Raw genomic sequence first — 25,927 nt, 5'->3', positions numbered from 1 at the left:
GGGTCAAAATAATTGTGAGATATCTCTTGATCCGTGAACTATATGCAAGATCATTACAGCACCTTCAAATATCTCGTAATAGATCACGTAACTCCCGCAGAAGATCCGACGATAGTTGCTTCGTGCTAAATCGTGGCAGGGGTCGCCACTTTTGGGGAATGTCCTCAGTCTCTTACATTTCACTCTAATCTCGGCAATGATTTTAGCGGCTGCGGCGACATTCTCTTGAGCTACGTGCGCATAGATCCCAGCGAGATCATTCTCAGCCTCTACTGAGAATTCAAACTTGAAACTCATATGACTTTGCGTTTCGCATCGCGGGCGATTTGTTCTTCGAGCTTGCGAAAGACCTCTTCGGCAGGTATTCCATTTCCAGCTTTAATATCCGCGCTGGCTCGATCAAGAGTTTGCACAAACTCATCGCGCCGCTGCAGGAGCTTCACCGCCTCGGTAAGCGCAGCTTTTTCGTCTTGATATTTGCCACTGGCAATAGCAGCTTCGAGAAACCGGGCTTGTTCTTCAGCAATTGTCGCGATCATCTCTTGAGTCTCCTAATGGCACTTGGCTACCAAGCCATTCTAGCTCAGCGGAACGAAATCGTCAAAAAACACAGACACTCAAACCGACTCCACATACAGCCCGCGTTCGCGGCGTTCTCGACGGCGGACGTTGTCGATCAGGGTAGCGACATCCAGTGCATGGCGGATTCCCGGCAGGTGGAATTCTGGCGTGGTTTCGTCACTCGAAGTGAGCTGCACGGTACCGACTCCCATCAACCGCTCGATCGGACCTTGCTTGAGGATCACATCATCGATGTCAATTGCTTCGATACGGTCGATCTTTCGCCACAGTAGCCCCTCTACGTGAAGTAAACGTTGGCTGGTGAGGGAGTAGTGAACGCTCATCGTTCGGTAAAAGAGCAAGCCCACCATCCAAATCCAAACCACGCCGAGTAGCCCGGCAACCACCAACCAACCTTCCTGCGGAATCTGAGCGAGCTTCGCGAGCAAAACCAGCCCCACGGTGAAGAGGACGGCGGTAGCCAAGGGCGTAAACATTGCTCGCGGGGAAAAACGCCCCTGCCAAAGTACACTTTCAGCTTCCTCGTCAGCGGCTGGCAGCGACTCCGTCAAGCGCCGCTTCGTGCTCTGGCTAGCACGCTGCTTGGCAAAAGGAACTCCACACTTCGGACAAAACACAGCATCTTTGCGTGCTCCGGCGCCACACTGTTTGCATTTCATTTTGGCTTACTCCAGATCGTGGCTCACTCCAGATCTCGGTTCACTCCTGCCTCATCACCTGCGATTGCTAGCAAATCGCTAAATAGGCCCGATTCATTGTAACCTGTCCTTTGCAATCGGCATTCTTGACAAGTCAGGTTAGCAGCGAGGGTTATCTTCGGTATTTGAGGGCAACGAACGGGCAAATCCCGCTCCCTGCTCGAGTCGTCCGCCTCAAAAGAAGCTGGTCGCTTTACGCCCGCTGTGGCTCGGGTATCATACGAGACATGAAATGTCCCTTCTGCCGCGTCGATAACGACCGCGTAATCGACTCCCGTGCCTGCCAGGATGGCTTTGCGATTCGTCGCCGCCGGAAGTGCAACTCCTGCAAACGGCGTTACACAACGTACGAGCGAATCGAAGAGTCCACGATCAAGGTGGTGAAGAAGGACGGCTCACGAGTCCCCTTCCTGCGCGAAAACATCCAGCGTGGCCTAGAACGCGCCTGCTGGAAGCGTCCCATTAGCGATCGCGATGTAGAGAAGACTGTCTCAGCAATCGAGAACGACGTCTACACATCGTTCGAGAGCGAGATCGACAGTCGCCAACTGGGCGAGCTCGTCATGGAGCATCTGCGTGAGCTCGATGAGGTCGCCTTCGTGCGCTTCGCCAGCGTGTACCGCCAGTTTGCTGATGCTGGTGACTTTGTCGAAGAGCTGCGACCCTTCCTTAGCGACACCTCTCGCACACCTAAATAGGACCGGGCCTAGGTTAGAGTCGCACACAGAGCCCACCCCAAAGGACGCGAATTGATAGAGGGGGGGTCGCTAGCCACGGATTGCTGCTGCTCTGAGTGATCATACCGCTCAACCCGTTATCTGGGTTTTGTTAGCCGGTCGAAGTCGCTCGTGGTATTTGCTAGAATGCCGGTCCGCAATCAGCATACTCCCTTCTAGCAGACCCCCACCGCCATGGCACTCACGCCCATGATGCAGCAGTATCACGACGCTAAGCAAGTCGCTGGCGATGCGCTACTGCTATTTCGCATGGGCGATTTTTATGAGCTGTTCCACGAAGATGCCACAAAAGCTGCCGGCATCCTCGGCCTTTCGCTCACCAGTCGCGACAAAGGGGACCCCAAGAATGGCAAAGAGCCGACTCCCATGGCCGGCTTCCCTCATCATCAACTGGATCAGTACCTCGCGAAGATTATTGCCGCAGGGATGCGGGCTGCCGTCTGTGAGCAGGTAGAGGATCCCAAGGAAGCGAAAGGCATCGTCCGCCGCGATGTCACGCGCATCGTCAGCCGCGGCACGGTTACGGACGATACTCTGCTTGATCCGCAATCGAGCAACTTCCTGCTGGCGATTGCTCCTTACGAGTCCTCAGACCGCAGCGCATGCGGCTTGGCCTGGATCGACGTCTCCACAGGCCGCTTTGAGGCCACCTCAGTGGACCCCTCTCGCCTTGGAGACGAGCTGGCCCGCATTGCTCCCGTAGAGCTACTGGTCCGTGAAGATCGCCCGCCACTGCCTGTGGAGTGGTCGGAGCGTCGTGTCGTCACCAGCCGCCCTCCCTGGGCATTCGGCCAGCAAGCCGCTAAAGCCGCCCTGGATAAGCACTTTGGCCCACATGCCCTCGAAGGGTTTGGTTTCAACGAGAGTGATGCGCCAGCGCTGGCCGCTGCTGGCGCGGTGCTGGATTACCTCGTCGAAACTCAGAAGGCATCAATGGCACACATCGATCGGCTTGTGCCGCATCGCACCGGCTCTACCTTGGAAATCGACGAATCGACACGCCGCAGCTTGGAGATCACCAAGACCATTCGCGATGGCACCCGCGAGGGCTCACTGTGGGGCGTGCTCGACCGCACCATCACTTCCATGGGCGCACGACTGCTGGGCGACTGGCTGGCGAATCCACTCACCAGTGTAGACACCATTGTTGCACGTCACGATGCGGTTGAAGAGCTACTCAAGAACGCCTCTCTCACAACAGCACTACGCGAAACACTCCGCTCGATCTACGACATGCCACGCCTGCTCGCTCGCATCACGACCGGTCGAGCTTCACCACGCGACCTGTGCTTCGTCGCTCGCACACTGGCTTGTTTGCCTAAGGTGAAAGCGAAGTTGGCCGATCGCACTTCCGCGCGACTCGAACAGCTGCACACGCGGATCGATCTTTGTGGCGGAATTCGCAAAGATTTAGAAACGGCCTTAGAAGAGGAGTGCCCGCTCACTGCCCGCGAAGGCGGCTTCATCCGGAGCGGGTTCAATGCAGAACTCGACGAGCAACGCGAGCTTGCCAAAGGGGGCAAGCAGTGGATCGCCAAGTACCAAGCCGAGGCGATTGAGCGCACCGGCATCCCCAGCATGAAGATCGGCTTCAATCGCGTGTTCGGCTACTATCTGGAAGTCACGCACGCCCACCGCGATAAAGTCCCCGACGATTTCATCCGCAAGCAGACTCTCAAGAACGCGGAACGCTACGTCACCCCCGAACTCAAAGAGTACGAAGAGAAAGTCCTTGCCGCCGAAGAACGCGCACAAACGCTCGAATACGATCTGTTTGTCGAACTTCGCGAAACGGTTGCCTCTGCCGCAAAGCGACTGCAAGCCACCGCGACCGCACTCGCAGAGATTGATTGCCTCGCGAGCCTCGCAGAGTTAGCTCGCTCCCGCAATTACGTCCGACCCGAAATGGTCGACCAGGCGAAGCTAGAAATCATCGGCGGTCGTCACCCCGTGCTCGATGTCACTGAGCCTGAGGGCACTTTCGTGCCGAATGATGTGGCGTGCAAGAGTCGAGAGTCTCGTGTCGAGAGTCTCGAGGAGGATCCAGCGGAGGGAGCTTCCTTCCTCCTCATCACCGGCCCGAACATGGCTGGTAAGAGCACGTATATTCGCCAAGTCGCACTGCTCACGCTCATGTCGCAGGTCGGCAGCTTCGTGCCTGCGGAGAAAGCGACCGTCGGTGTAGCGGATCGCATCTTTGCCCGCGTCGGCGCGAGCGACGACCTCGCGCGCGGGCGCAGCACCTTCATGGTCGAAATGACCGAGACGGCTCGCATTCTCAATACCGCAACGCCGCGCAGCTTAGTGATCCTCGACGAAATCGGCCGCGGCACCAGTACCTACGACGGTCTGTCAATCGCCTGGGCGGTGGTTGAGCACCTACACAATGTAGTCGGTTGCCGTACGCTCTTCGCAACGCACTATCATGAGCTGACCGACCTCGAAGCGCAGCTCACTGGCCTTGCCAATTTCAATGTCGCCGTCCAAGAACACGCGGGCCGCGTGGTTTTCTTGCACCGAATTATTTCGGGCTCCGCCGACAAGAGCTACGGCATCCACGTCGCCCAGTTGGCCGGTGTGCCTCGTGAGGTGAACGAGCGAGCAGCAGATATTCTCGAACAGCTCGAAGCCAAATCAGCGCAAACCGGCGAGTCCGACCAACGATACCGCCTCGACCGGCCCGCGAAGAACGGCTCTCTACAAATGACCCTCTTTGAGATGGCCGACCACCCGTTGCTGGATGAAATCCGCGAGCTTGATATCGATTCCATGACGCCGCTAGAAGCGTTTGGGAAGCTCTCCGATTGGCACGAGCAGCTGGGCACGCTGCAAGACAGTTAATTGCGAGAATTGCATGCGTGAAATTATTCCATTCCGATTGTGGCTAGGAAATATCCGAGATGTGACGATTGAGAATATCGCATCAAACGAGATCGTCGCGGTCTTTGATCTTGCTATGGAAGAACTAGTTGAACAGCTCCCTAGAAGAACGCTTTACTACCGTTTTCCACTTTTGGACGGAGAACAATCGGACAGTGATATCTTACGATTAGCGATTGAGTCACTACTATTGCTGTTGAAAAATGAGATTCCAACTCTTGTCTTCTGCAGTGCAGGGATGAGCCGTTCTCCCTCAGTCACAGCGGCAGCACTATCTTTGACTAATCAAGACGAATTAGAAGATAGTCTACAGAACGTTGTCCAAGGTTATCCACATGACATTTCTACTGTCTTGTGGAGGGATATAAAAACTGTAGTTGAGCAAATAAGAAATTCCTCAATACACAACAAGGGGTGATGAGATAGCTACGGAGGCCCTCCCCTACGCCCTCTCCTCATCGTCAATGCCCCCGCCCCCAGTGCGAGCAAAATAACAGCCGAAGGTTCAGGCACCGCACCGCTCACAACAGTCGCTGACGACCTGAGGTCGAGCCAGCTAAAGCCTAGATTCTGTTGCCATTCGAGGAAACTCCCGCTGCTTGCGGGTGATCCGTAGCCGGTTACCCACGTTCCAAGGTCGTCGCCATCGACGATTCCATCGTCGTTGTAGTCGCCTGTCAGCGTGACGAAGGGGTCAGAGAAGAGCTCGCTATTGAGGAATGTATCGTCGGTAAGCGTTTCCAAGAAAGCCACCAAGGCAGCTTCTTCTGCCGCAGTGAACCCGAATCCGCCGACCGGCAGGGCACGATCGAGGTTTGGATTATTTTGAATGCCCGAGCTATAGTGCTCGACCACCTCTTCCAAGGTGCTGAAGCGTCCGTCGTGCATGTACCCATCACGCACGGCAACGTTCCTCAGTGAGTTGGTCTTGAACGCGCCATTGCCTGCTCCTTCGTCTGAAGAGTTATTCGCATCGAGGCCAATATTGTGCACATTGTTGCCCACCTGGGCGTTGGTCGTATGACACGTACTGCAGCTTCCGCGAGCGTGAAAAATGGTGGCTCCAAGCTGCTCTTGTTCTGTGAAAACGGAATCGAAGTCCGGATTGATCGGGTTGGCAGGCGTAAAGGCTTCGTCGAACTTCGATTGGTACGAAGCCATGGACCGGACAAACTGGGCGAGCGCTTTGGAGATGCGATCATCAGTAATCTGGCTATCGCCGAAGGCTTCCTGAAAAAGCACCGGGTAGAACTCAGTGACCGCTAACTCTCCACGCAGTACGTCGAGATCGCCTCCCATTTCAACGGAGTTTTCAATCGGCTGCAACACCTGATCTTCAAGCGTGGTAGCACGTTCGTCCCAGAAGAAGCTACCGCTTGCATAGATTGCCGAGTTGGAAAGACCCATCGAATGCCGACCCGTGAGGCCATCAACCCCTTCACTAAACTGGTCTGGATCAGAGAATCCGTTCGCTTGCTGATGGCAAGAAGCGCAACTGACTCCGCCGCTATGGGAAAGCCGCTCATCGTAAAACAATGCCCGCCCGAGCGCAGCACCCGCATTGGTGATGGGGTTATCGACGGGAGTGTTGTCGGCATTCCCCGTCGGCCCGATCTTAAAATGTGTCGGCAGGCTTGTCACCGCATAGTCGATGTAGTCGTCCGGGGTGGTGGGAAGCGACGGGACGCCGACGGTTTCTGCGCTGAGAGTAGCTGGTAGTACAAGCGAGAGAATCCCCGCAACTGCGGCCACAGCCGCAGCTCTTTGATGGAGCCTGATCATGATGTTCCGTTACTTTAGTGTGCCGCTCTTGTTCCGAATCTCTTCACTCATTCACTTCGCAGTACTCCGCCAAAACTTGGGAGAGTATCTGCCAACACTCCATTGAAACACCAACGAACCCGAGTTGTATCGATAATACTCGGGAGAAACTCGCAAATCCAGCAGCTGCAAGAAGCGGTTCGCCGCAAGAACAGCGGGGAAGACCCAGGTGGGAGATGGAAAACTAAAGGCGTTTTAGGCTTTGCTTCCCCGGGAAGAATTACTCGCTTAGCAACGCCGTCAACGCAGTCTGCAACTCGCGTCGCGTCGCTTCGCTGTATTCCACATCAAACCACGCGATGGTACCTTCGGCGTCTAATACATAAATTCGTGGCAGTAGGCCTGCGCCGAGAATGTCTGATGTCTTGCCATTACGGTCGAGCAGTTGGTGCCCGCCAGCGATTGCCTTGGTTACCTTCGAATCCGTATCGAAGTTGTCGCCCACGGCAATGGTGATCACGCGAACGCCTTCTTGATCGGCCACATCTCGCTGCAAATCGGAGATCGCCGCTCGCGACATCCAGCGGTCGGGCGTCCAGAGGAGCACGACCGTTGCCTGCTCGCCGAGAGTGTCAGCAAGCTGCAACTGGGTGCCATCACCATTGGGTAGCTCGAAGCTAGGAAACGATTCTCCGATGTCCACCAGGCAACGACTGCGATGTTCCTCAGACAGTAGCACGGGTGGAATTTTTGCCGAGTATCGATTGATCGCCGGCTTGGCAACTTCGTATCGCTGCGGCGTAGGCGTTATGGGAGCACGGTGTTGTGCGTTGAGAGTGTCCTCGAATTCACTCTGCTCTCCTTCAGGAGCGATTGCTTTAGAGATGGCGGACTCCTGCGAGGCACCGCCACCTGACTGAGTTTGCTGAGTGGCGCTGGACGGCTGCTTAAAGGACTGGGTACAACCTGCCACAACTGCAACTAGTAAGAGAGTCTTTGCAGAAGATTTCATCATGAATACTCGCTACAAAACGTCGTGGTTACATATCCAACTTGATCGCCAACTCTTTGAGCTGCTTCGCATCGACCGTCCCTGGGGCGTCGGTCATTAAGTCGCCTGCCTTCTGAGTCTTTGGGAATGCAATGCAATCACGAATGTTGTCGAGCTTTGCAAAGAGCATCACCCAGCGATCGACTCCCAACGCGATTCCAGCATGAGGCGGCGCACCGTACTGCAAAGCGTCTAAAAGGAAGCCGAATCGTTCGGAGGCGGTCTGCTCGTCGATGCCCAGTAGTTCGAACACCTGCGACTGCACTTCCGAATCATGAATTCTCACCGTGCCGCCACCCGCTTCGCTACCGTTGATCACCAGATCGTACGCTTGTGCGCGGCACTTACCGGGATCGGTCTTGAGCAACTCCAGATGCTCCTCCAGTGGTGCGGTAAACGGATGATGCATCGCGGTCCAACTCTTGGTGTCTTCGTCGTAGTCGAACATGGGGAATTCCACGACCCACGAGAAGTTCATCGTGTCGGGCTCGTAGAGTTGCATCTCCTTGGCAATTTTCGTACGCAATGCGTGCAATATCCTGCACGTGCCGGCAAACTTATCTGCCGAGAAGAGGATCAAGTCGCCCGGTTCGGTACCCAATCGCTCCTTAAACTCTTCGAGTAATTCCTCGGAAAAGAACTTCGCGATCGCGCCGCCCAGCTTGCCATCCTCTTCCACACGGAACCAAGCGAGGCCCTTGGCCCCGAGGCCCTGCACGAACTCGGTAAGCCCATCGATACCGCGACGGCTGTATTGTTTCGTGCCGTTCTTCACGTTGATTGCCCGAATGTGGCCACCTGCTTCGACGACGCTCTTGAACACGCCAAAGTCGCTCTTGGGTGCGAGGTCGGAGCAATCGATCAACTCCATGCCGAAGCGTAGGTCGGGCGCATCGTGCCCGAAGCGTTCCATTGCTTCGTCGTAAGTCATACGCGGCAAGGGCGTTGGCACATCAATGCCTAGGTGCTCTTTGGCGAGCTTCGCGACCAATCCGTCGATCACGCCGATCACATCGTCACCATCGACAAACGACATCTCCACGTCCAGTTGCGTAAACTCCGGCTGGCGGTCGGCACGCAGGTCTTCATCGCGGAAGCAACGGGCCAGTTGCACGTAACGGTCGTAGCCCGCGATCATGAGAATCTGCTTGTACAACTGTGGCGACTGCGGTAGCGCGTAAAACGTGCCGTGATGCACACGGCTGGGCACCAGGTAATCACGAGCTCCCTCAGGAGTGCTACGTCCCAGCACGGGCGTTTCGATATCAGCAAAGTTGTGATCGGCAAAATAGTCCCGCATGCCTTTAATCAGCCGGTCTCGCAGCAACAACGTTCGCTGGACTTCGGGACGACGCAAATCGAGATAGCGGTGTTTCAGTCGCAGGTCTTCCCCGGGCAAATCCTTCCCAGTTGCGCTGGGCGAGACGGGCGGGGTCTTGCTCTTGTTGAGCAGCTTGAAATCCGTACAGCGCAGCTCGATCGCGCCGGTGCTCATCTTCTTGTTCGCCATGCCCTCAGGACGAGCAGCCACGTTGCCGGTGACTTGAATAACATACTCCGTACGCAAGGTCTTGCTCAGCTCGATCAACTCTTCTGATGTGTCGGGCGGATTGAACACCACTTGGGTGAGGCCGTACCGATCGCGCAAATCGACGAATAGCCCGCCGCCGTGGTCGCGATAGGAGTCTACCCATCCGCACAGAGTCACTGATTCGCCAATGTTTGCTTCGCTAAGATCGCCGCAAGTATGAGTGCGTAGCACTTTGACTCCCTATCGTATTTTGCCAGCCGAACAGGCTGAGTAATTGACCGAAATGCAATCCCAGATTGTAGTTCGGACTTTGCCCAGTTGGAAGGCGGCCAGCCCAGGGAGAAATAGCCGCGAGCTGACAGCTCGGTGGTGCACAGGAGTAGCCCCTGCCAACGACTAGACTCTGTTACAGAGCAATTCCCCAGCAGCCTAGTTTGGCTGCGGCTACCGGGATGGGTCAAGTGACTACTGAGTTTCCAGCGCCTGGATCCACTCCCCCAAGCGCCGCATGCCCTCTTCGGTGGTGACCTGAGGCGAATAGCCCAGGTCGCGCCGTGCCGCCGAAATGTCGTACCAGTGCGACTTCGCAAGCTGGGCGGCCACAAACCGCGTCATCGGCGGCTCGCCGCTTAGCTGCAGCGTCTTGTAGAGCGATTCGAGCACATGCCCAATTCGCCATGCCGCTGGCAGTGAAATGGGACGCTCCACGGGTCCCAGCCCGGCGAGCCCGAGAATCTCATCGATCCAGCCCCAACAATTCACCGGTTCGCCCTGGCTGAGGAAATACGCTTTGCCAGCTGCTGGCGAGTCCTCCTGCGCGAGCGCGTCCGCCGCCAGCAAATGAGCCTCCGCGGCGTTCTCTACATAGATCATATCGACCAAATTGGTGCCCGAACCGACACGCCTCAGTCGGCCTTTCCTCGCGCGATCCAACAAGCGCGGCACAAGGTGCCCGTCTCGCGGTCCCCAAATCAAGTGAGGACGCAACGCACAGGTTCTGAGGTGTTCGCCGCTGGCATTGGTAACATGTTCTTCCGCGAGTGCTTTGCTGTGCGAGTAATAGCTGCGATGCTCGCGTAACCAATCCAAGGCCAGTGGCGCCGTTTCGTCGATCCCCGCTTGGTCCTCGCCAGCAAAAACCACGCTGGGGCTGCTCGTGTACACCAATCTTGAAACGTCGTGTTCCCTGCAGGCGGCAACCACATTGAGCGTGCCGCTCAAGTTCACGTCGTAGTAAGGCTTCGCACGCATCGAAACACCGGGTAGCGCCGCAACGTGAAATACGCAATCGATGCCAGCGCAAGCGTCGGCCACAGCAATTTCATTGGCGATGTCGCCTCGCACGACTTCTATGCCAGCTTCGGAAAGCTCAGGATATTCGCCCCGCCCGAAAGAGCGGACTTGGTCGCCGCGCTCGATGAGTTGTTCCACGATGTAGCGACCAAGGAATCCTCCGCCACCGGTAACGAGTGCGTGCATGAGGGTCCTACTCTACCGACGTTGGATTTTTCGAGGCCCATTCGGCTATGAGTTCCCGGTTGATCTTCGCATTGTGGCGAACATCCACAGGTAGTGATTCGTCGAAGACGATTTCCATTTGCTCCATCATGAACTCTGCTGCACCTGGAAATGCTGCTGGTCCGAAGCAAAATTTATCGGTCAGCTGCCGAATCTCATCACCTAACTCTTCAAAGGCAGCATCGTTGGCATTTCTTTCCTGCCAGTTATCAGTCGGCTCAACGTACAAGACAAGTCGATGCTTGCCACGGCCCTCGGGACCAACTAACGCCGTGCGATGCACCGCAGGGTGACTATTGAAAACCGACTCGCAGCAAATTGGGAAGAAAGCTCCTTGCAGCATTTCCACCCGATGCGCCTTCCGCCCGCAGTACCAGAAGCGTTGCTGCTCATCAAAGTAGCCTACGTCACCCAGGCGATGCCAGACGGTATCGCCATCGTCGATTTTGGCGATGGCGTTGTGGCGTTTGTTTTCACTTTCGTAGAGCGTGGATACTTGCGGGCCGCGGGCGATCAGCTCGCCAATCTCGCCGGTCGGCAGTTCTTCGGTGTCTTCCATCCGGTCGATAGGCTCGTCGGAAATTCGGATCACCCTCCAGTCGATAGTGTCGAACTTCCGCCCCACGCAAACACCCGCACCTTGCGCCGTTTTCCCAGCAGTCTCGCCGAGTACTTCGCTCGCTTCAATCGTCGCCACCGGCAAGCTTTCGGTCGCTCCGTAGGGCGTGTGCATTTCCGCATTGGCGGCGATCATCTTGAGGGTTCGCTGGAGAACTTCTGCCGGCACCGGCGCACCGCATGAAAATACTTTACGCAACGTGGGAATCATGTCACCGGTCTGCTCACAATGACGACTCAACTTGTCCCACACCGAAGGGGAAGCAAACGCCTGCGTCACTTGCCAATCCCGAGCCGCTGTCAGTAACGCTTGAGGCTCTGCGGACGCCGGGCGAGAAAAATCCATCTGCGGGAAAACCGTCGTCACACCCATCGCGGAATTAAACAACCCAAACAGCGCGAAGCAAGCGAGGTCGGCCCCGCCCGGTTGGATGTCGTACGCTCGCTGGATTTCCAGCGCCTGCGTATCGAACATCCGGTGTGTGTAGACCACGCCCTTGGGTGGCCCTGTGCTGCCGCTGGTGAAAATGATCGCCGCGGGATCATCGCTACGTGTAATCGGTAGCTCAGTAGTGCTCTTATCGCCAGCAGCGAGTAGTTGCTGAAATGTCGGCCCGCCCCAAAACCAGCGACGCCCAACCGTCACGTTGTGGACCGCTTCAGGAAACCGACGGCGCAATACCGTTCGTAATGCCTGTGCAGCACTCACCGCCACAAAACCTTCGGGCTGCATCGAGGCGAGACAATCAACCACATGCTTGCGCCCCATGCCGGGGTCGATCAACACGGTCGTCGCCCCGCTACGCAGCAAGGCAAACACCAGCTTCACAAACTCCACGCCCGGCTTCACCAACAGCGCCAGCCGCATCCCAGGTTCAACTCCCAGGTCCACCAACCCGCGAGCCAAAGCGTCGGCATGGTCTTTCAACTCACTGAACGTACAAGTCGCGTAAGAATTCTGCCCCGCCACATCCCCACGCCCCGGGCATGCGACCGCGATTGCGTCGGGCAGGTGTGCTGCGATTTCACGTAAGCGATCGCCCACATTCACAAGTGTGGGATCGTGGTCTACAAGACTGGGAGCAACCGCTGGCATATACCTATTCTGACGGAGCTGACGCGCACTGGGAAGCCTTGAGTGCACCAAGCTACACTTTCTCCATAGCCGCGATCGGGGACATCCTAGCAAACTCTGCGCTCAACGAAGTCCAACACATGTCGAGCCACATCGACGCCCGTCACACGGTTCAAAGCTCGCCAGCCGGGTACCGCATTGACTTCCAGCACGTAGAGCTGCCCATCGCGCCCCGGCAGTAAATCCACACCCGCGATATCTGCTCCCACAGATTTCACCGCTTGGAGCGCTACCTCAGCAAGCTCTGGGGTGACCTCCAGCGGCTCTCCCTGCGCCCCCAGTGCCACGTTGGTTCGCCAGTCATCAGGGTTGCTGCGCCGCATGCCAAAGATTCGCTCGCCAATCACCAGCAGCCGCAAATCGTGTCCTCTATGCGGAATGAACTTCTGCAGATAGAGCACGCTGCCGAGTTGCTCTAGCGTTTTCATCACTCGCAACGCGATTGCCGGATCGTCTACCTTGGTTATCCCTCGTCCCTCGCCACCGAACAGTGGCTTGACGACCACCTCGCCGCCCAATCTTTCGAACGCTTCGAGCCCCTGCTCTGCCGTCTGGCAAACAAAGGTGTCAGGAACCTTTAATCCCGCGGCTTGCAGCCTTGCCGTCGTTAGATACTTGTCGATGGCCGTTTCGCAAGCCTTCGCGGAGTTGATAACCGCCACGCCTGCCGCTTCGAGTCGAGCAAGCGCGTCCATACGAAACACCACCTGCTCCAAACTACCCGGCGGCATCGAGCGCACGAGCAAGGCATCAAATTCATTCAGTGCAATTTCGCCCGACTCTACCGTCAATGTTTCAGAAGTCACCTTAGAAGCCAGCTGGCTATACGTTACCGGCGTCACTCTATGCCGCTCGCCCGCCGCACGACGCAAGTCACCGACGTACCAACTTGTCGCAGAACCTAGCACGGCGATTTTCATAATGACTCGCCAAACGACTGGGCTAGGACCGCTTGGTTCAGTTCGCCATAGCGAAAGGTGTTGCCGCTCTTAAGATTCACCAGCGTGACCATCGCAGGGCTGAAGAGCAGGGGATCGACCTTGTAGAAGTCGTATTCGTAACTAGCGAGCACCTCTCCAAAGGGGCGGCCGTAGTCGCTTGAGGCACTGCTGGGGATTTGCTCGCCGATACTCGTGACGGCTGCGTCTTTACACCTCACATGTAGCACGACATGGCCGCCGTAGAGAATCGCATCGTTGGTGCGCCCAACGGATGACACATCGTCCTTGGCGGGTGGCGAAAGTGGCGCACAACCCCAGCCGCTACAGATTGAGTCGAGATCGAACTTCAGTTCGTGCAATTTGTGCAACGCAGTTTCCACGCTGCGTGCCACTACCTGGACTCCGCCGGCGAGACTCTTGGTGGGTGCGAGCAGCAGGATCAAGTTATCCGGCGTCACGCCGCACTTGTCAGCCAACTCACCGCACACTTCCTCACCGGGAAACTGAGCCGTCTCAAGCACACCAACCGCCCGCTTAGCCTGTTCCTTGTATTTCAAATCCTCAAACAATGGCTCGCGCGCGGCCGCCGCTCGCATGGGTCCGGAGCCCATCGCGAAGAAGCCCTTGCCCTTTACTTCCCAGCCCGCGTATTGCGAAGCCATGCAGGCCAGTTTGGGATGATCGGTCGTCACTTGGACGGTGGGTCGGGGCAAACTTCCGCTGGGCACGATCGTCACTTCTGCCAACTCGGCCGTGCACGCCCGAGCCAGCATGACTCCAGCGGCTAAACCGCCAGCAGCTTGGATCCCACAATCAATGAGCGTCGTGCCGCAATCGAGTTGCTGCGAACGAATGCCAAGCTCGTCAGCACGAGCAAGCATGTCGTCACAGAGTAGGGCAGCGCGGTGGTTGAGGTTCATGGAACGCATTGTATCACCACACTCCGTGTGGTGAACTACCCCGCGACGCACCACCCAACAAGGCACGACGTGATGCGTGATGGTACGGTCTTAGCGTTTCAGCTTGCCGAAGGGCAGTCCGCCCAGTTGGGGTATCGACAACCGCTGGCCAGTGCCACTGCCGGTGAGCGACGCCAATTGAGTGAGCAGTTCTTGGTTCTCACCAAGCTTGGCCAGTAGTTCTTGCTGGGCCTGTTCGCGTTGTTGCGTGAGGGCAGCCAGCTGCTGGTCTACCTTTTCCCGAACCCCGGCCATCACCTCTTCAGTGCGGCCCTGCAAGTACTCACTCATGGCAGCCTTCATGCTGCCTGCCAGTTGCGGTCCGAGATCCGAGTGCAACTTCAATTGGGGTCGCTCCAATGTGCCTGACAGCTTCATGTTTGCTTCGAGCGTATCTAGCTTGCTCAGCGATTGTTGCAACGCGAGTTTCAGGTTCTCATCCTTGAGCTTGCCGATGCTCGCTCCCAATTGCACATCGGTTTGATTCCACCAGATCTCGCCAGAGAGGTTATTGCCTGTCAGCAAAACTTCGCCATGCAGCTGGGCCGGTCCGCCGGCTACCGACACGGCCAATTTCTCCGGCTTACCCAAAGTGCGACTAGGCATCGCCAACAGAGGACAGTTGAATGTCAAAGTATCCACCGCTTGCTCACCACGACGATCGACAATCACGTCGAGGTCACACTCGAGGGCACCCTGACCAGCGAGTGAAATCTGCATAGGCTGCTCGAGCAGTCGAGGATGCGAGCTCGCATTGGTGAGCATACCGCTCATCAATAGTTCCTGGCCACCGAGAGTCGCGTTGCCTGTGAGATTTACTTTTTGCACCAACCATTTGGGGCGTTGGCGATCAATAAAAAGTACGTCCACGCCTCGGCTACGTACGACTTCCGGCTTCTCCGGCATCAATCCGCGTGCCCGTTTGACCCACCCCACAGCCGTGCTGAGATAGCCGCTGCTTTCTTCAGCTAGCAAATAGCTACTGAGTTGGTCACCGTCCAGATCCTCCAGATGCAGCATCTTACGAACAAACGCTTCGTCGTTCTTGCGTGCCGCATCCACCAGTTTGCGATCGTCCTCGACTTGCTTCGGCAGGCTCTGAATCTTCGCCGTTAGGCTCTTGAGTTCCTGCTCAGTGGATTGCAATTCCTGTTCAAGCTTCTGCAATCGATCGAGGTTGCGTAGCGGGTTCGATTTTACCTCGCGAAAGCTCTTCTCAATTTCCTTGCCGCGCACCTGTAGGTCTTTCACTCGCTGCTGAAGTGTCTCGTACTCCGCAGGCCAGCGTTCTTGTAGCTCTTTGGCAACGCGGGGCGATTCGAGCGAAGATTCGAGGTCGGTCTCCAACTTCTTGCTCAGGTTATCCGCCCATTGAGCGCCATACTCACCAGCAGCCGTTTTGAGGGGATCGAGAACTGAAGGCCCTGTCTCCTCTTCCTCGACTTCTACGATTTCCAGCGCACCGTCTGTCTCGCGAGGCGTATCAAACTGCAAACCAGAGATCGTACCGTCAGTCACGACCACGCGTTTGTGCAGCAACGCTGTCATATCGATCTGAAAGTTCGCCTCTTCGGCTTCCGCCAAATTGTGAAACGTCTTCCCAGGGTTCACAGCCGCTATGCCGCGCAGCGTGATTCGTCCCTCGCTGAGCTTCGTTTCCAGCTCCGCAATTTCGACTTTCGCACCCAGTGCCGACTCTCCACCGGCAACCATCGCCCAGCGCAGCGCGCCATCCAAGCAAAATCGCACAGCCAGCACGATCACCAGAACGATGGCCAGTCGCGGAAGTACGTACTTCCATCGCAAGAGGCCTTTAATCTTTGGACGCTGTATCTTTGGGCGCTTCATTTGATCACTCGTCTACAAAAAGATAGCGGGTAACTGAGGGCTGCAAGCGGAAGGCGACTTATGAAATCCCCCAGTGGGCACCAATCTCAGCACCACGGAGCCAGCGGATCATGCGATAGCCCATCAGCCAGCGGCTCACGCGTGGCTGCACCTTCTCACCCAGGAACCAACCCACTCGATACGCCGGGTAGGCGAGATAGATACCAATGAGAAGATGACCCATGCCGACGGTATTATTGAACCCGATCCAAGGACCCAACGGCTTTTGATACAACCAAGCGAAGCTCGAGCGCAGCGGCTCCCACAACAGAAACATTTCTCCCAGTCGATGCGCCAGCGGATCCAACAGGGGTGCGATCAACGAGAAGATTCCAACCGCCATCATCCCTGCAGAAAGATTCACGCGCAGCGCACACAACAAAATACCAAAGCTCAGCGCGAGCAGCGTGCCCTTCGGCATAAGCCCAATTATTACGCCTAGCACAATCGCCCAGGCGACTTGTCTGGGTGAGTCGTTCGAAGTGAGCGCTTGCGCTAACAGACGCAGTGGTTTAAGAAGAAATCCAAGCATGGAGGAGATTCCCCGTTGCGCACGAAGCCGCCAAGCTTGCGCGATATGTGATAAGAGCAGTGGCTGAAAAGAGCTAGTTTTACGAAACCTGTAAAACTTTAGCGGTTGGGAAAGGTATCGGACGTTTTCGGTGTCGGTCTACAGCAGAAGCATGAGCCGTGCTAGCAACTCCCAGCCGGAAGCGTAAGCGCCCGGAGCATTTCGCGTGATTCCTCCCTAAGCGATCAAGGCTGTGTCTGGCAAAAATCTCTGAAAAAAACTTAAAACCACAAAGAGCACTAAGAATACTTTTTTTTGCAATCACAGGGTTGGCTAGAATCTACTGGAGTGAGCAACTTGAATTGGAGTGTTTAATCTAGCTAAAAGCTCAACAGGTGTTGGCTAAAACCTCAACCAGGGTTGATAGGGGCACATTCTGCAGCAATTCTTCACAGCTCACGATTCTTGGCTTCTTCTTTAGTATTTCAGACTCAATTGTTTAGTTCTTTGTGTGCTTTGTGCACTTAGTGCACTTAGTGGTTCATCAATAGACCTGCCATAGAATTTTGCCACACACTCCGGGCTCTAACGCTTCTGGCCTGTTCGATGTTAAGATGGGGTCATGACTCAAAGCCCAACCGACCCCCAACCCGAGACTGCTAGCAAATCGCGGCTTCCACTGGTCCTGCTGGCAGTTTCGTTGCTGGCATTCTTCGCCTGGGCGGCTTGGGACTGGCAGCAAGCCTTGCCGCCTGAGGCAATGAAAAGCGCGACCTTTGTTGGCCGAGAGTCCTGCGTCAAATGCCATCAGCAGCAGGCTTCGCTCTTTCACGGTTCGCATCACGATCGTGCCATGGAACTGGCCAACGAGGAAACCATCCTGGGCGACTTCGACGATGCGGAATTCACTCGACTGGGTGTCACCACGAAAATGTTTCGTCGCGACGGCAAGTACTATATGAATGCAGAGGGTCCGGATGGGGAGTTTCACGACTACCACATCGAGTGGACTTTTGGAATCGAGCCGTTGCAGCAATACATGACCGAGTTCCCCGACGGCCGTGTGCAAGTCCTGCCCGCATCGTGGGATGTGGTAAACAAAGAGTGGTTCGCCGTCACTCCACCCGATGTGCCCGATAGTCGCATCGAGCACGACGATCCCCTGCATTGGACCGGCCTTGCGCAAAACTGGAACACGATGTGCGCGGATTGCCACTCGACCAACTTGCACAAGAACTACGACCTCGCCACCGACACCTACCATACCGATTATTCAGAGATCGACGTCAGTTGCGAAGCGTGTCACGGACCGGGCAGTGTGCACGTGGAAATTGCCGAGAGCGGCGGCCTTTTTTGGGATCGCAATCATGGATTCGGGCTGGCGAACGAGTTAAAGAACGTAAGCAACACCAAGCAGATTGAAACCTGCGCTCCTTGCCACTCACGCCGCGCGGCCATCCATCCCAACTACCATGCTGGCGAGCAATGGTTAGATCACTATCAGCCTTCGTTGCTCGATGCCGGTCTGTATCACGCGAACGGCCAAATTCAGGATGAAGTTTACGTGTACGGCTCGTTCGTGCAGAGCAGAATGTATCACGAGAAAGTTCGCTGCACCGACTGTCACGATCCGCATTCGCTCAAATTAAAATTCCCAGGCAACCAACTCTGCACCCAGTGCCACACGCCGGGCAAGTACGATACGCTCTCTCATCACCGCCACCCTGAAGGGCCTGCCACGGAAGGGGCCACAAACGGGGCCACAAGAGGAGATGGAACCCAGTGCATCAGCTGCCACATGCCAGTGCGTACCTACATGAACATCGATGATCGACACGATCACAGCTTCAGCATACCCCGGCCCGATCTCTCAGCCGAACTCGGTACGCCCAACACATGTAATGATTGCCATACCGAGGAAGATGCCGCCTGGGCGGCCGATTGGGTGAGAAAATGGCACGGCGAGAAACGCCCACCACAAACCGCCGGCAACGAGGTAGCTACCCGCGCAATTCACGCGGCGCGACAATTGAAGCCCGCAGGCGAACCACTTCTTGTCGAAACGGTAGACGCCAGCTTGATGCCCGGCATCGTTCGCGCAACCGCCCTGCAACTCTTGGCTAGCTACCCAGGCAAAGAAAGCCTAGACCTTCGCCAAGAGGCACTTAAAGACTCCGACCCGCTCATGCGCATTGCCGCCACACGCTCAGCCGATGCCCTTTCTCAATCTACGATGATCGATCTCATGCGCCGTCAGTTGGACGACCCCGTCGAGGCGGTGCGCATCGGGGCGGCCAATCGACTGGTCGATTTCTTAGGTAAAACCGATGATGCCAAGTTCGAAGCGACACTTACCAGAGCAATCAAAGATTTCCGCGAGAGCCAACAATATAATCTCGACCGCGTGGAAGGGCACCTCAGCCTAGGACAGCTCGAAGCACGCCTGGGAAACACCAAAAAAGCAATCCAGCACCTGCGCGATGCCGTGCGGATCGCTTCCTATCGCTCTGGCACACGAGACATGCTCATCCAGTTGCTCGTAGCCGACGGTGGAGACGAAGCCGAAATTAGGGAATTGAGAGAAAAAGAGGCCGAACTCTTACTGCGAGATCAGGGTCTGCTGCCCGGGGTCGATCACACCCACTACCGCCGCGCCATGCTGCTCTACCAGCTCCAGCGAGTCGAGGAGGCGAGCGAGGAATTCGCCAAGGCTGCCCAGCTAGGCCCAGACAACTACCAGAACTGGCTAGCCCTGACGCTGATCTGTCAAAAACAACAGCGCTGGAAACAAGCCCTGGAAGCACTCAAACAGATGCAACGCCTCCGCCCCGGTTCGCCCGATGTGCAGAACCTCTATCGAGAAATCCGCCAACAGATCGAGTCTGAGGAGAAAGAGTGACCAAATCTAGGACATTCCGCCTTCCGCCCTCCCCCTTTGTTTATGTGTGGCAAATCTTTATGGCGAAACCGTCGGAACCACAAAGAGCACGAAGATCACAAAGAATTCGCCTGCCAGAACTCCCTATCCGCAATCAGCATGCCTAATTTTTCAGTATTGCGAGAAACTCATTTTTCTTTCGTTCTTTGTGACCTCTGTGCTCTTTGTGGTAAAAAAAATGTCTCGCCAGAAATGATTGCCAGACACCTTGGTTTCGCCCCATTGCTCCCCACCGAATCCCCCTCTAAAATCAGTCCTTCCCAATCTCAGCATTGTGGTCTGGCGGTGTAGCTCAGTCGGTTAGAGCAGCGGAATCATAATCCGCGTGTCGGGGGTTCGAATCCCTCCACCGCTACTTGCGTCTGTGGACGCATTCTCTTGCATCGGGTCGCTTAAGTCTGCAATTTGTAGGGGCTTACGACTCTCGCCCGCAGCGGCTTCATTCTCAAGGCCGTCGCACCCGATTGCACCCGATTGTGCCGTTTTGAATGATGCGCGCTGCGCCTGGCGCTGCGCAACTGCCACCTCACTCGTGGACAAATCGTCCGTTCCGGTCGATTGCCACGCTTCGGATTGGACAGGCTTCATCATGCTTTGCAATCTCCCGACCGCATCGGCTTCCTGACCAGGGAAGAGGTGCCCGTAAGTATCCATCGTGAGGGTGATGGCTGAGTGTCGCATTACCGTTTGCACCGTCTTGGGGTGAACGCCCGTCATTGCGAGCCATGCGCCGCAAGTGTGGCGTAGGCAATGGAAGTCGAATTGTTCCCCTTCGTGGTTCGTAGGACTGAGGAAGTCGCTCTGCTCACGCTGTAGCCGTTCATCGGGATCGTGCTTAGCCTCACTCAGCCATGCCTTGCGGGCATCAGATAGGTCGTCGCGCAACATGCGTGCGACATTCGTCTCGTGAGGCAGCTTGAAGATTGGAGCTTGGGGAGACTTCGTAGCAATCATTACAGCTAGCTCTCTGGCTAAGTTAGTTTGAATATAGAGCCTTGCGTCCTTGCGGTTCTTGGTTGACTCAGCTTTGCAAGTTATGAAAGGTTGTTCGCCATCCAGATACAATCCTCCACGGGTCAGGCTTCGCAGCTCTCCAGAACGCAAGCCCGTCTGAATGGCCGTCCGGTAGAGTGTGAGCCGCTCGCTAGCTTCCATGCCGAAACGCTCCCCTGCGATGCGCGTAGCAGCTTCCAGGCATTGCCATTCGTCGGGTAACAACATTCGTCGCTTATGCCGACGGTCGGTTTGAGGATTCGGCTTCTTGACCGATTGCAACGGATCCCGTGGTAGCTTGTGGTGGGCAGCGAGCCACTTCGTGAACGCGGTCATTGCAGATAGATGGGCGCTGATCGTGCGGGCCGCTCGGCCTTCATCGCGGAGCTTGCCGGCATACCGATTCACACCATCGGCTGAAATATCCGCCGCCGTGTGGAAGTCGGCATGTTCAGCAATCGCCTCGACGAACGAAACGGTACTACGGATATGCTTAGCAGTACGGTTGCCCGCTTGCAGCTTGCTCTTGAAGTCGAGTAGATGTTCTTTAATCGTCCGCTGCGATTGTCTCCCGATGGAGTCCATCGTGGCGTCAATCACACCGTCCCGGCGCAGTGCGGCCTCAGCCTCGAACTTGTTGGCGATCCGCGTCGCGCTGGCTTTGTCCGTGGTGCGAGTACAGGAGGTCTTGCGACGCCCTTGGTGGTCATACCAAGCCGCATACCACGGCCCCTTGGCCTTGCTTCCACCTCGCTTAAATACGCTCGCCATCGGTGATTCCTGCTTTCATGGATGTCCAGTTTTGTACCAGTTCGCTTGCCCCGCCCTGTTCATCATAGCAGCGTGTCGCACTAGGGCGCAAGTGAAGTGTTGTTGTGTCCCTCGCTTGCACAGATGCTCGCTTCCTTCGCAGACTTCATGAGTCTCTCAGCCTGGGGTTGATGCGCTGCGCTGAGCGTCGTATCGATCTTCGGTAAGTCTGACGCCCGGAGCACGCCGGTACTGCTCAGGCGAGCTAGTAGGCGCTGGCATCTTGCCTCTTTCGATTCGTGGCCGGGTGTGAATTTGAACTCTCGCTGTTGGTTGTTCATGGTCAATTGTTACGGCTTCAGGTTCCCGCAAATATTCCCGAACTGGTATCAGTCACGCTTTCGCTGTCGGTAAGCGGCTTGCTTGCAACTCGCGGAACAGTACACAGCATCGCGTCGATTGGCGTTATATGTCTGCCCACAGCAACCACATTGCTTTACACGTTGGGCCGCAAGGCGTTCGCGCCGCCGTGCGATGGAGGCATCATTTCGACACCGGTAGGAACACCACTTTGCTTCCCGCTTTGCTCTAAATCGCTGGCCGCAAAGTTGACAGGTACACACATAGGGGTCGAATTTTCCATTCATGGTGCCGTGCTCCAAACGGGTTTGCGGTGAACCTAGTGAACCTTGTGTACCCAGTTGCGGTATAACTCTAAGAAAATCTCTCGCGTTTAGAGTCATAGGGAACTTGGGTTCACACTGTTCACTCTGTTCACTAAGTGTGAGAATCCAGGGAAAAACCGACATAGTGGAAGCCGTCATTGCGCCTTTCTTTAGTGAACCTTTCACCGATTCTTTCACCGAATTTGCGCTGATTCATGGCTCGCTCGTTATTTTCGTCTGCCCACTGCTTGTAATTGGTGAACGATTGACTCGCCTTGCACTGGAACCGTTCACCGGCTGTGCAGCGCTCTTCAAACCAGAGTCCGAACGTGTCTGATTCGGCCTTGTAGTCGTCCGTGGCTGCCATGACTTGTGGTGGTGCTGCGAGTCCCTGTTTTTGCCAGTCGAGACAACCTTGCACCATCCACTTTAAGATCGCTGGCAACTCAGCTCGGAGCTTCTGGGACAACTGACGGTCCTGCTTTTCTTCGGGGATCGTCACCTCGAACGGGACTAGTCTCAATCGCCGCCAAATGCCGTAATCCACTCCGCGAACTATCGGCTTATGATTTGTCACCATTAACGCCAGGTGGGACGGAGCGAACTGCCAGAAGTCTTCTCGCATGCGCCGCGCCCGAATTGTATCTCCGCCGGTCAATTCCTTTACAAGCCGTTCGTCGAGTCGCTGGCCATCGCCGGTCTCGGTGATCGCCACTAACCGAGTGCGGTACAAGTCCGCCAGCTCGGTGGGGTGTGATTCGTTCCTGCGAGCTACCAGCAAGCCAGCCGGTGCTTTCATGGAGTAATCCCCCATGGCTGCCATTGCCGTCTCGATCAGAACACTTTTCCCGTTGGCACCACTGCCATAGAAAATTGGCAAGATATGGTCATGCACCTCACCAACCAGGGCAGAGCCGAGGAGCCGCTGCACAAATCCGATCAGTTCCGTATCTCTCGCGAAGATCGTATCGAGGGTGTCGGTCCAGAGAACCGCATCGGCGCCGGGATGGTCCGAGTATTCAACGCCAGTGGACTTCGTGAGGAGGTCGCCAGGATTGTGGGCCTTCAGGACTCCCGTGTGAAGATCAACTGTGCCGTTGTCACAATTCAACAGCCAACCGTCGGCGTCGAGGTCGGCATGGTCAAGCGGTATCGGTTGCTCGGAACGTGCTAGATAAAGCATGTTCTCCAGGCGTGATTTACTTTGTGAGCCATACGCCCACTGTGCTACCGCCTTCTGCTCTTCCTTATCACCGAATTGTGACGCCTCATTGTAGATTGATCTCGCTGTCGCCTTGGCTCGCCGGTGAATCTGTCCACTATGATCGAACTGCCAGCGGGAGTCATCCCAAACGAGCCACTTATTCCAGGGGTGAACGTATTTTACACAGTGGCCATGTTGAGCCGCGAACCGTTCGCCGTTGCCGGTGTCGGTCAGTGACACCGGGCCTTCTGCAATCGTATATTCTTGTTCCATCATGCCGCCCCCTGTCTGGATCTGGCGGCCTTAGCTTTGGTGACTTTCTGGACGAGCTGGTTCAACTGTCTAATTGTCCGCTTCACAGCTTTTGCCCGTGCCATTGTACTCGGCAACAGTGGCATCAGCGTGGCAGTCGCTCGACGCTTGCCGGGGAAGTAAAGTTGCCGGTAGCAACGTGGCAGGGACAACTCGAGCGCGTCCTCCGCGATGCGCTCTGCTTCCCGTGAATGTGCTAACGGAATATTGCTGATTCGTATGTCGAGATTTTTCTCGCCGAAGACTTCTAGGTAGCCGTCTGCGTGGGCTACGATCAGAACGTGCTGTCGTTGAAGGATGCTTTTCATCGCACAACTCGAATCGGTAGCATCGTGCCTTGCTCAGCTTCCAGCCAGGTCACGTCGCCAGTGGGCATATCCCAGCGACCGAATTCGCCAAAGTCTACTTTGCAGAATGTGCGATTAACTTTCAGTAGCGTACTAACCGTGCCATTCAACTCCGGATTGCTTGAGCTGCGATAGAGCGGCTTCACTTGTTGGCCGACAATCGCCTTCAGCTGTTGCTTATGCAAATTCCGTTGCAACTCGTCGTTGAACTTCGAGATTTCTTTAAGCTGTTGCCAAAGCCGCTTTGCCTCCTTGTCGTTGGCAAGTAGTTGCTTTTTCCTTTGCTCGATCTTCGTAAATGTGGCGTCCGCCAGCGTGCTAGGCTTGTTAGAATGAGACATAAAGAAACCTCCCAATGAAGCTCGTAACCGGTGGTCGCCAAACACGCCGGCACGGGCTTTGTTTGTGTGAGAATGCGGGCATCGATTGACCACGCAGCGAATGTCAATCAGGCGCTCTTCCAAGTGGCAATGCACTTTTCCAAATCGGCCGGATCAAATCTCACGCAAGTGCCGATGCGGATGACTGGAATCTCGCCAGCCGCCACTAAGGAATCGAGCTTCCGCTGAGAGACAGCGAGATAGGCCTTCGCTCCAGGACGGGTCAGAAGGCGACGGTGAGCGGCAGGGATGGGGTCAGTGTGTTGCATCGGGGTTGCTCCTAATGTTGAAAGTGACGTTGGCAAGCACTCGCTTGCTTCTGTCATCAATCATTGAGAGCAAACAGCCCAATTACTGCCCTTGATTTCAGCGAATCAAGGGTAAATCGAGGGTAGAAATCAAGGTTAACGCTTGAGAAATCAAGGGTTGATCCTTGTCGCGGCGCGGCAAGAGAGAGGGCGCGTAGTACCAGATTCGGCCACCATGCTTGCGATAGATTCGACCAACCTCATCCACGCCAAATAGCTTGTCCTCAGTTTTCAGGCCACGGCTACGCTGTGAGTCAAACGACTTCAAGTCAGCCGGTTCCTTGTGTTTCTTGAGTTCCGATGCTTTGATCCAGTTCTGAGAGTCCTCCGTGTCCAGCGCTGGCGTTTCCTGCTCCAGTTTGTCGATGCTAGGAAGCTCAGCTTTGTCCTCAGCAACTTCGCCCGCTTCGCCGTTTCGGGCTATTGTTGGCGATTCTTCAGCGGGTGTCTGTTGCTCTAGCGATGGTGGCCTCAGCGTTCTCATCTTCCGAAGCGAATTGACTTCGGCCTTCAATACGGGGGGAATTTCGTTGCCAGTTGCGAGAATCCAATTGGCGGCTTCGGCACGTGAAAGCCACTGGTACGTGGATTGTTCTAGGTGAGATGCTTCGCAGTGTGAGTACTGCCGAACGAGCAAGTAGGATTCGTCCTCTCGATGTCGATAGAGTCTTTCATCACCAGAATAGTTGAAGAATTGTTCGATCGCATTCCATTCATCTTGATAGTCCGATTCACCGAGTAGTTGCCAATGACTTGCATAAAATAAAAGTGCTTCTCCACGTCCTTCGTGTGGCCATACCTGAAGCGGTTTCTCATCGACTGCAACGGCAACTGCATCGATGCCTGATCCGGATTCATTCTCAGGCTTGCTTGGCAGTTCGTAGGCGTACCGCTCCGTGTCCCTAAAGCAATCCTCATAACACTCGATGATGAAGGGCTCGTGTGTTCTGACTTCAATCGCGTGTAATGGCCCATTCCATATTAGATCGATAAATAAGCCAGCGTATTCTTGAGAAAGCTTTTCCGTCCAAAACTTCGCCAAGCGACGACAAGCGGCCTTGTCATCCTTGGTCCACAGTTCGTCTTTCAAGCTAGGTTCTCCACAGTTCTCGGACGCGTAGTGGATCGACCCTCTCACGCGTTCCAAGTCAGGGAGAATGTCTTCCTCATACCAATCAGCCATCGAATCCGATTCCCGTCGCGGTGTTGCTGGAGAATCCC

The 25,927-nt window shown here is 55.8% G+C and carries 23 protein-coding genes, 1 tRNA gene and 1 pseudogene; 6 read left to right on the top strand and 19 right to left on the bottom strand.

Features of this window, described 5'->3' with window-relative positions; translation table 11 throughout:
- Positions 1-3: 3 nt before the first annotated feature.
- The 3 genes from HG15A2_RS25040 to HG15A2_RS04665 all read right to left on the bottom strand — a co-directional run bounded on the left by HG15A2_RS25040 (position 4) and on the right by HG15A2_RS04665 (position 1,241).
- Positions 4-297 carry a type II toxin-antitoxin system RelE/ParE family toxin gene (locus HG15A2_RS25040; RefSeq protein ID WP_145058329.1) on the bottom strand — a complete coding sequence of 98 codons (294 nt, stop codon included), beginning with the start codon at positions 295-297 and terminating at the stop codon, positions 4-6.
- On the bottom strand, positions 294-539 hold the full coding sequence (locus tag HG15A2_RS04670; protein WP_145058327.1) for a hypothetical protein: 246 nt from the start codon (positions 537-539) through the stop codon (positions 294-296). Before HG15A2_RS04670 ends, HG15A2_RS25040 begins: the two co-directional genes overlap by 4 nt.
- 78 nt (positions 540-617) lie before the next feature.
- Positions 618-1,241, bottom strand: coding sequence for a PH domain-containing protein (locus tag HG15A2_RS04665; RefSeq protein WP_145058325.1), 624 nt, complete (start codon positions 1,239-1,241; stop codon positions 618-620).
- A gap of 266 nt (positions 1,242-1,507) precedes the next feature.
- On the opposite strand from HG15A2_RS04665, the gene nrdR reads away from it, so the two are divergent.
- The 3 genes from nrdR (at position 1,508) to HG15A2_RS04650 (ending at position 5,315) form a co-directional block, all read left to right on the top strand.
- Positions 1,508-1,978 carry a transcriptional regulator NrdR gene (nrdR, locus tag HG15A2_RS04660; RefSeq protein ID WP_145058323.1) on the top strand — a complete coding sequence of 157 codons (471 nt, stop codon included), beginning with the start codon at positions 1,508-1,510 and terminating at the stop codon, positions 1,976-1,978.
- Positions 1,979-2,191: 213 nt separating this feature from the next.
- Positions 2,192-4,858 (top strand): DNA mismatch repair protein MutS, encoded by a 2,667-nt coding sequence (gene mutS / locus HG15A2_RS04655; RefSeq protein WP_145058321.1) that lies wholly within the window; start codon positions 2,192-2,194, stop codon positions 4,856-4,858.
- 13 nt (positions 4,859-4,871) lie between these two features.
- On the top strand, positions 4,872-5,315 hold the full coding sequence (locus HG15A2_RS04650) for a dual specificity protein phosphatase family protein (protein ID WP_145058320.1): 444 nt from the start codon (positions 4,872-4,874) through the stop codon (positions 5,313-5,315).
- A gap of 8 nt (positions 5,316-5,323) precedes the next feature.
- Here HG15A2_RS04650 and HG15A2_RS04645 read toward each other — a convergent pair whose 3' ends face one another.
- From HG15A2_RS04645 to HG15A2_RS04605, 9 genes are all read right to left on the bottom strand, one after another.
- Positions 5,324-6,679, bottom strand: a complete 1,356-nt coding sequence (locus HG15A2_RS04645; protein WP_145058318.1) for a cytochrome c peroxidase — start codon at positions 6,677-6,679, stop codon at positions 5,324-5,326.
- A 259-nt stretch (positions 6,680-6,938) separates the two neighbouring features.
- A complete protein-coding gene (locus tag HG15A2_RS04640; RefSeq protein WP_145058316.1) occupies positions 6,939-7,673 on the bottom strand; it encodes a TlpA family protein disulfide reductase in 735 nt (244 codons plus the stop codon).
- A 25-nt stretch (positions 7,674-7,698) separates the two neighbouring features.
- Positions 7,699-9,471 (bottom strand): aspartate--tRNA ligase, encoded by a 1,773-nt coding sequence (gene aspS, locus HG15A2_RS04635; protein ID WP_145058314.1) that lies wholly within the window; start codon positions 9,469-9,471, stop codon positions 7,699-7,701.
- A 234-nt stretch (positions 9,472-9,705) separates the two neighbouring features.
- Complete coding sequence (locus tag HG15A2_RS04630; RefSeq protein ID WP_145058312.1) at positions 9,706-10,719, bottom strand: NAD-dependent epimerase/dehydratase family protein; 1,014 nt, start codon at positions 10,717-10,719, stop codon at positions 9,706-9,708.
- 7 nt (positions 10,720-10,726) lie between these two features.
- Positions 10,727-12,472 (bottom strand): fatty acid CoA ligase family protein, encoded by a 1,746-nt coding sequence (locus tag HG15A2_RS04625; protein WP_145058310.1) that lies wholly within the window; start codon positions 12,470-12,472, stop codon positions 10,727-10,729.
- An 86-nt stretch (positions 12,473-12,558) separates the two neighbouring features.
- Complete coding sequence (locus tag HG15A2_RS04620; protein ID WP_145058300.1) at positions 12,559-13,431, bottom strand: ATP-grasp domain-containing protein; 873 nt, start codon at positions 13,429-13,431, stop codon at positions 12,559-12,561.
- Positions 13,428-14,372 (bottom strand): methenyltetrahydromethanopterin cyclohydrolase, encoded by a 945-nt coding sequence (gene mch / locus HG15A2_RS04615; protein ID WP_145058298.1) that lies wholly within the window; start codon positions 14,370-14,372, stop codon positions 13,428-13,430. Before mch ends, HG15A2_RS04620 begins: the two co-directional genes overlap by 4 nt.
- 90 nt (positions 14,373-14,462) lie before the next feature.
- A complete protein-coding gene (locus HG15A2_RS04610) occupies positions 14,463-16,259 on the bottom strand; it encodes a TIGR03545 family protein (RefSeq protein ID WP_145058296.1) in 1,797 nt (598 codons plus the stop codon).
- A 58-nt stretch (positions 16,260-16,317) separates the two neighbouring features.
- A complete protein-coding gene (locus tag HG15A2_RS04605) occupies positions 16,318-16,830 on the bottom strand; it encodes a TIGR03546 family protein (protein WP_145058294.1) in 513 nt (170 codons plus the stop codon).
- Between the two features lie 601 nt (positions 16,831-17,431).
- Between HG15A2_RS04605 and HG15A2_RS04600 the strand changes: the two genes are divergently transcribed.
- Together HG15A2_RS04600 and HG15A2_RS04595 are read left to right on the top strand one after the other, a co-directional pair.
- Complete coding sequence (locus HG15A2_RS04600; RefSeq protein ID WP_145058292.1) at positions 17,432-19,708, top strand: tetratricopeptide repeat protein; 2,277 nt, start codon at positions 17,432-17,434, stop codon at positions 19,706-19,708.
- A 320-nt stretch (positions 19,709-20,028) separates the two neighbouring features.
- A tRNA-Met gene (locus HG15A2_RS04595) sits at positions 20,029-20,102 on the top strand.
- A gap of 290 nt (positions 20,103-20,392) precedes the next feature.
- Here the strand turns inward: HG15A2_RS04595 and HG15A2_RS25035 are convergent.
- A pseudogene (locus tag HG15A2_RS25035) lies at positions 20,393-21,199 on the bottom strand (tyrosine-type recombinase/integrase); the annotation flags it as partial.
- Positions 21,200-21,280: 81 nt separating this feature from the next.
- Between HG15A2_RS25035 and HG15A2_RS24480 the strand changes: the two are divergent.
- Positions 21,281-21,517, top strand: a complete 237-nt coding sequence (locus HG15A2_RS24480; protein WP_246117879.1) for a hypothetical protein — start codon at positions 21,281-21,283, stop codon at positions 21,515-21,517.
- A 74-nt stretch (positions 21,518-21,591) separates the two neighbouring features.
- Here HG15A2_RS24480 and HG15A2_RS04585 read toward each other — a convergent pair whose 3' ends face one another.
- The 6 genes from HG15A2_RS04585 to HG15A2_RS04560 all read right to left on the bottom strand — a co-directional run bounded on the left by HG15A2_RS04585 (position 21,592) and on the right by HG15A2_RS04560 (position 25,889).
- Complete coding sequence (locus tag HG15A2_RS04585; RefSeq protein WP_145058290.1) at positions 21,592-21,831, bottom strand: hypothetical protein; 240 nt, start codon at positions 21,829-21,831, stop codon at positions 21,592-21,594.
- 436 nt (positions 21,832-22,267) lie between these two features.
- The gene (locus HG15A2_RS04580; protein WP_145058288.1) at positions 22,268-23,635 is read right to left on the bottom strand and encodes a DNA primase family protein; all 1,368 of its coding nucleotides are present in this window, start codon (positions 23,633-23,635) and stop codon (positions 22,268-22,270) included.
- Positions 23,632-23,979 carry a hypothetical protein gene (locus HG15A2_RS04575; protein WP_145058286.1) on the bottom strand — a complete coding sequence of 116 codons (348 nt, stop codon included), beginning with the start codon at positions 23,977-23,979 and terminating at the stop codon, positions 23,632-23,634. The genes HG15A2_RS04580 and HG15A2_RS04575 overlap by 4 nt, the downstream gene beginning before the upstream one ends.
- Positions 23,976-24,359: a hypothetical protein gene (locus tag HG15A2_RS04570; protein ID WP_145058284.1), complete on the bottom strand. Its 384-nt coding sequence runs from the start codon at positions 24,357-24,359 to the stop codon at positions 23,976-23,978. The genes HG15A2_RS04575 and HG15A2_RS04570 overlap by 4 nt, the downstream gene beginning before the upstream one ends.
- Before the next feature lie 107 nt (positions 24,360-24,466).
- Complete coding sequence (locus HG15A2_RS04565; protein WP_218932325.1) at positions 24,467-24,667, bottom strand: helix-turn-helix transcriptional regulator; 201 nt, start codon at positions 24,665-24,667, stop codon at positions 24,467-24,469.
- 97 nt (positions 24,668-24,764) lie between these two features.
- Positions 24,765-25,889, bottom strand: a complete 1,125-nt coding sequence (locus HG15A2_RS04560; RefSeq protein WP_145058280.1) for a hypothetical protein — start codon at positions 25,887-25,889, stop codon at positions 24,765-24,767.
- Positions 25,890-25,927: the final 38 nt, after the last annotated feature.

The organism is Adhaeretor mobilis, assembly GCF_007741515.1.
Classification (GTDB): domain Bacteria; phylum Planctomycetota; class Planctomycetia; order Pirellulales; family Lacipirellulaceae; genus Adhaeretor; species Adhaeretor mobilis.
The sequence above is the reverse complement of the archived record's forward strand: the minus strand, read 5'-3'. Positions and strand labels throughout refer to the sequence as shown.

Bases quoted from the DNA above. Each gene is read 5' to 3' on its own strand.
- HG15A2_RS25040 (WP_145058329.1), bottom strand. From the start codon at position 297: ATGAGTTTCAAGTTTGAATTCTCAGTAGAGGCTGAGAATGATCTCGCT.
- HG15A2_RS04670 (WP_145058327.1), bottom strand. From the start codon at position 539: ATGATCGCGACAATTGCTGAAGAACAAGCCCGGTTTCTCGAAGCTGCT.
- HG15A2_RS04665 (WP_145058325.1), bottom strand. From the start codon at position 1,241: ATGAAATGCAAACAGTGTGGCGCCGGAGCACGCAAAGATGCTGTGTTT.
- nrdR (WP_145058323.1), top strand. From the start codon at position 1,508: ATGAAATGTCCCTTCTGCCGCGTCGATAACGACCGCGTAATCGACTCC.
- mutS (WP_145058321.1), top strand. From the start codon at position 2,192: ATGGCACTCACGCCCATGATGCAGCAGTATCACGACGCTAAGCAAGTC.
- HG15A2_RS04650 (WP_145058320.1), top strand. From the start codon at position 4,872: ATGCGTGAAATTATTCCATTCCGATTGTGGCTAGGAAATATCCGAGAT.
- HG15A2_RS04645 (WP_145058318.1), bottom strand. From the start codon at position 6,679: ATGATCAGGCTCCATCAAAGAGCTGCGGCTGTGGCCGCAGTTGCGGGG.
- HG15A2_RS04640 (WP_145058316.1), bottom strand. From the start codon at position 7,673: ATGATGAAATCTTCTGCAAAGACTCTCTTACTAGTTGCAGTTGTGGCA.
- HG15A2_RS04630 (WP_145058312.1), bottom strand. From the start codon at position 10,719: ATGCACGCACTCGTTACCGGTGGCGGAGGATTCCTTGGTCGCTACATC.
- HG15A2_RS04625 (WP_145058310.1), bottom strand. From the start codon at position 12,472: ATGCCAGCGGTTGCTCCCAGTCTTGTAGACCACGATCCCACACTTGTG.
- HG15A2_RS04620 (WP_145058300.1), bottom strand. From the start codon at position 13,431: ATGAAAATCGCCGTGCTAGGTTCTGCGACAAGTTGGTACGTCGGTGAC.
- mch (WP_145058298.1), bottom strand. From the start codon at position 14,372: ATGAACCTCAACCACCGCGCTGCCCTACTCTGTGACGACATGCTTGCT.
- HG15A2_RS04610 (WP_145058296.1), bottom strand. From the start codon at position 16,259: ATGAAGCGCCCAAAGATACAGCGTCCAAAGATTAAAGGCCTCTTGCGA.
- HG15A2_RS04605 (WP_145058294.1), bottom strand. From the start codon at position 16,830: ATGCTTGGATTTCTTCTTAAACCACTGCGTCTGTTAGCGCAAGCGCTC.
- HG15A2_RS04600 (WP_145058292.1), top strand. From the start codon at position 17,432: ATGACTCAAAGCCCAACCGACCCCCAACCCGAGACTGCTAGCAAATCG.
- HG15A2_RS24480 (WP_246117879.1), top strand. From the start codon at position 21,281: ATGTTCTTTAATCGTCCGCTGCGATTGTCTCCCGATGGAGTCCATCGT.
- HG15A2_RS04585 (WP_145058290.1), bottom strand. From the start codon at position 21,831: ATGAACAACCAACAGCGAGAGTTCAAATTCACACCCGGCCACGAATCG.
- HG15A2_RS04580 (WP_145058288.1), bottom strand. From the start codon at position 23,635: ATGATGGAACAAGAATATACGATTGCAGAAGGCCCGGTGTCACTGACC.
- HG15A2_RS04575 (WP_145058286.1), bottom strand. From the start codon at position 23,979: ATGAAAAGCATCCTTCAACGACAGCACGTTCTGATCGTAGCCCACGCA.
- HG15A2_RS04570 (WP_145058284.1), bottom strand. From the start codon at position 24,359: ATGTCTCATTCTAACAAGCCTAGCACGCTGGCGGACGCCACATTTACG.
- HG15A2_RS04565 (WP_218932325.1), bottom strand. From the start codon at position 24,667: ATGCAACACACTGACCCCATCCCTGCCGCTCACCGTCGCCTTCTGACC.
- HG15A2_RS04560 (WP_145058280.1), bottom strand. From the start codon at position 25,889: ATGGCTGATTGGTATGAGGAAGACATTCTCCCTGACTTGGAACGCGTG.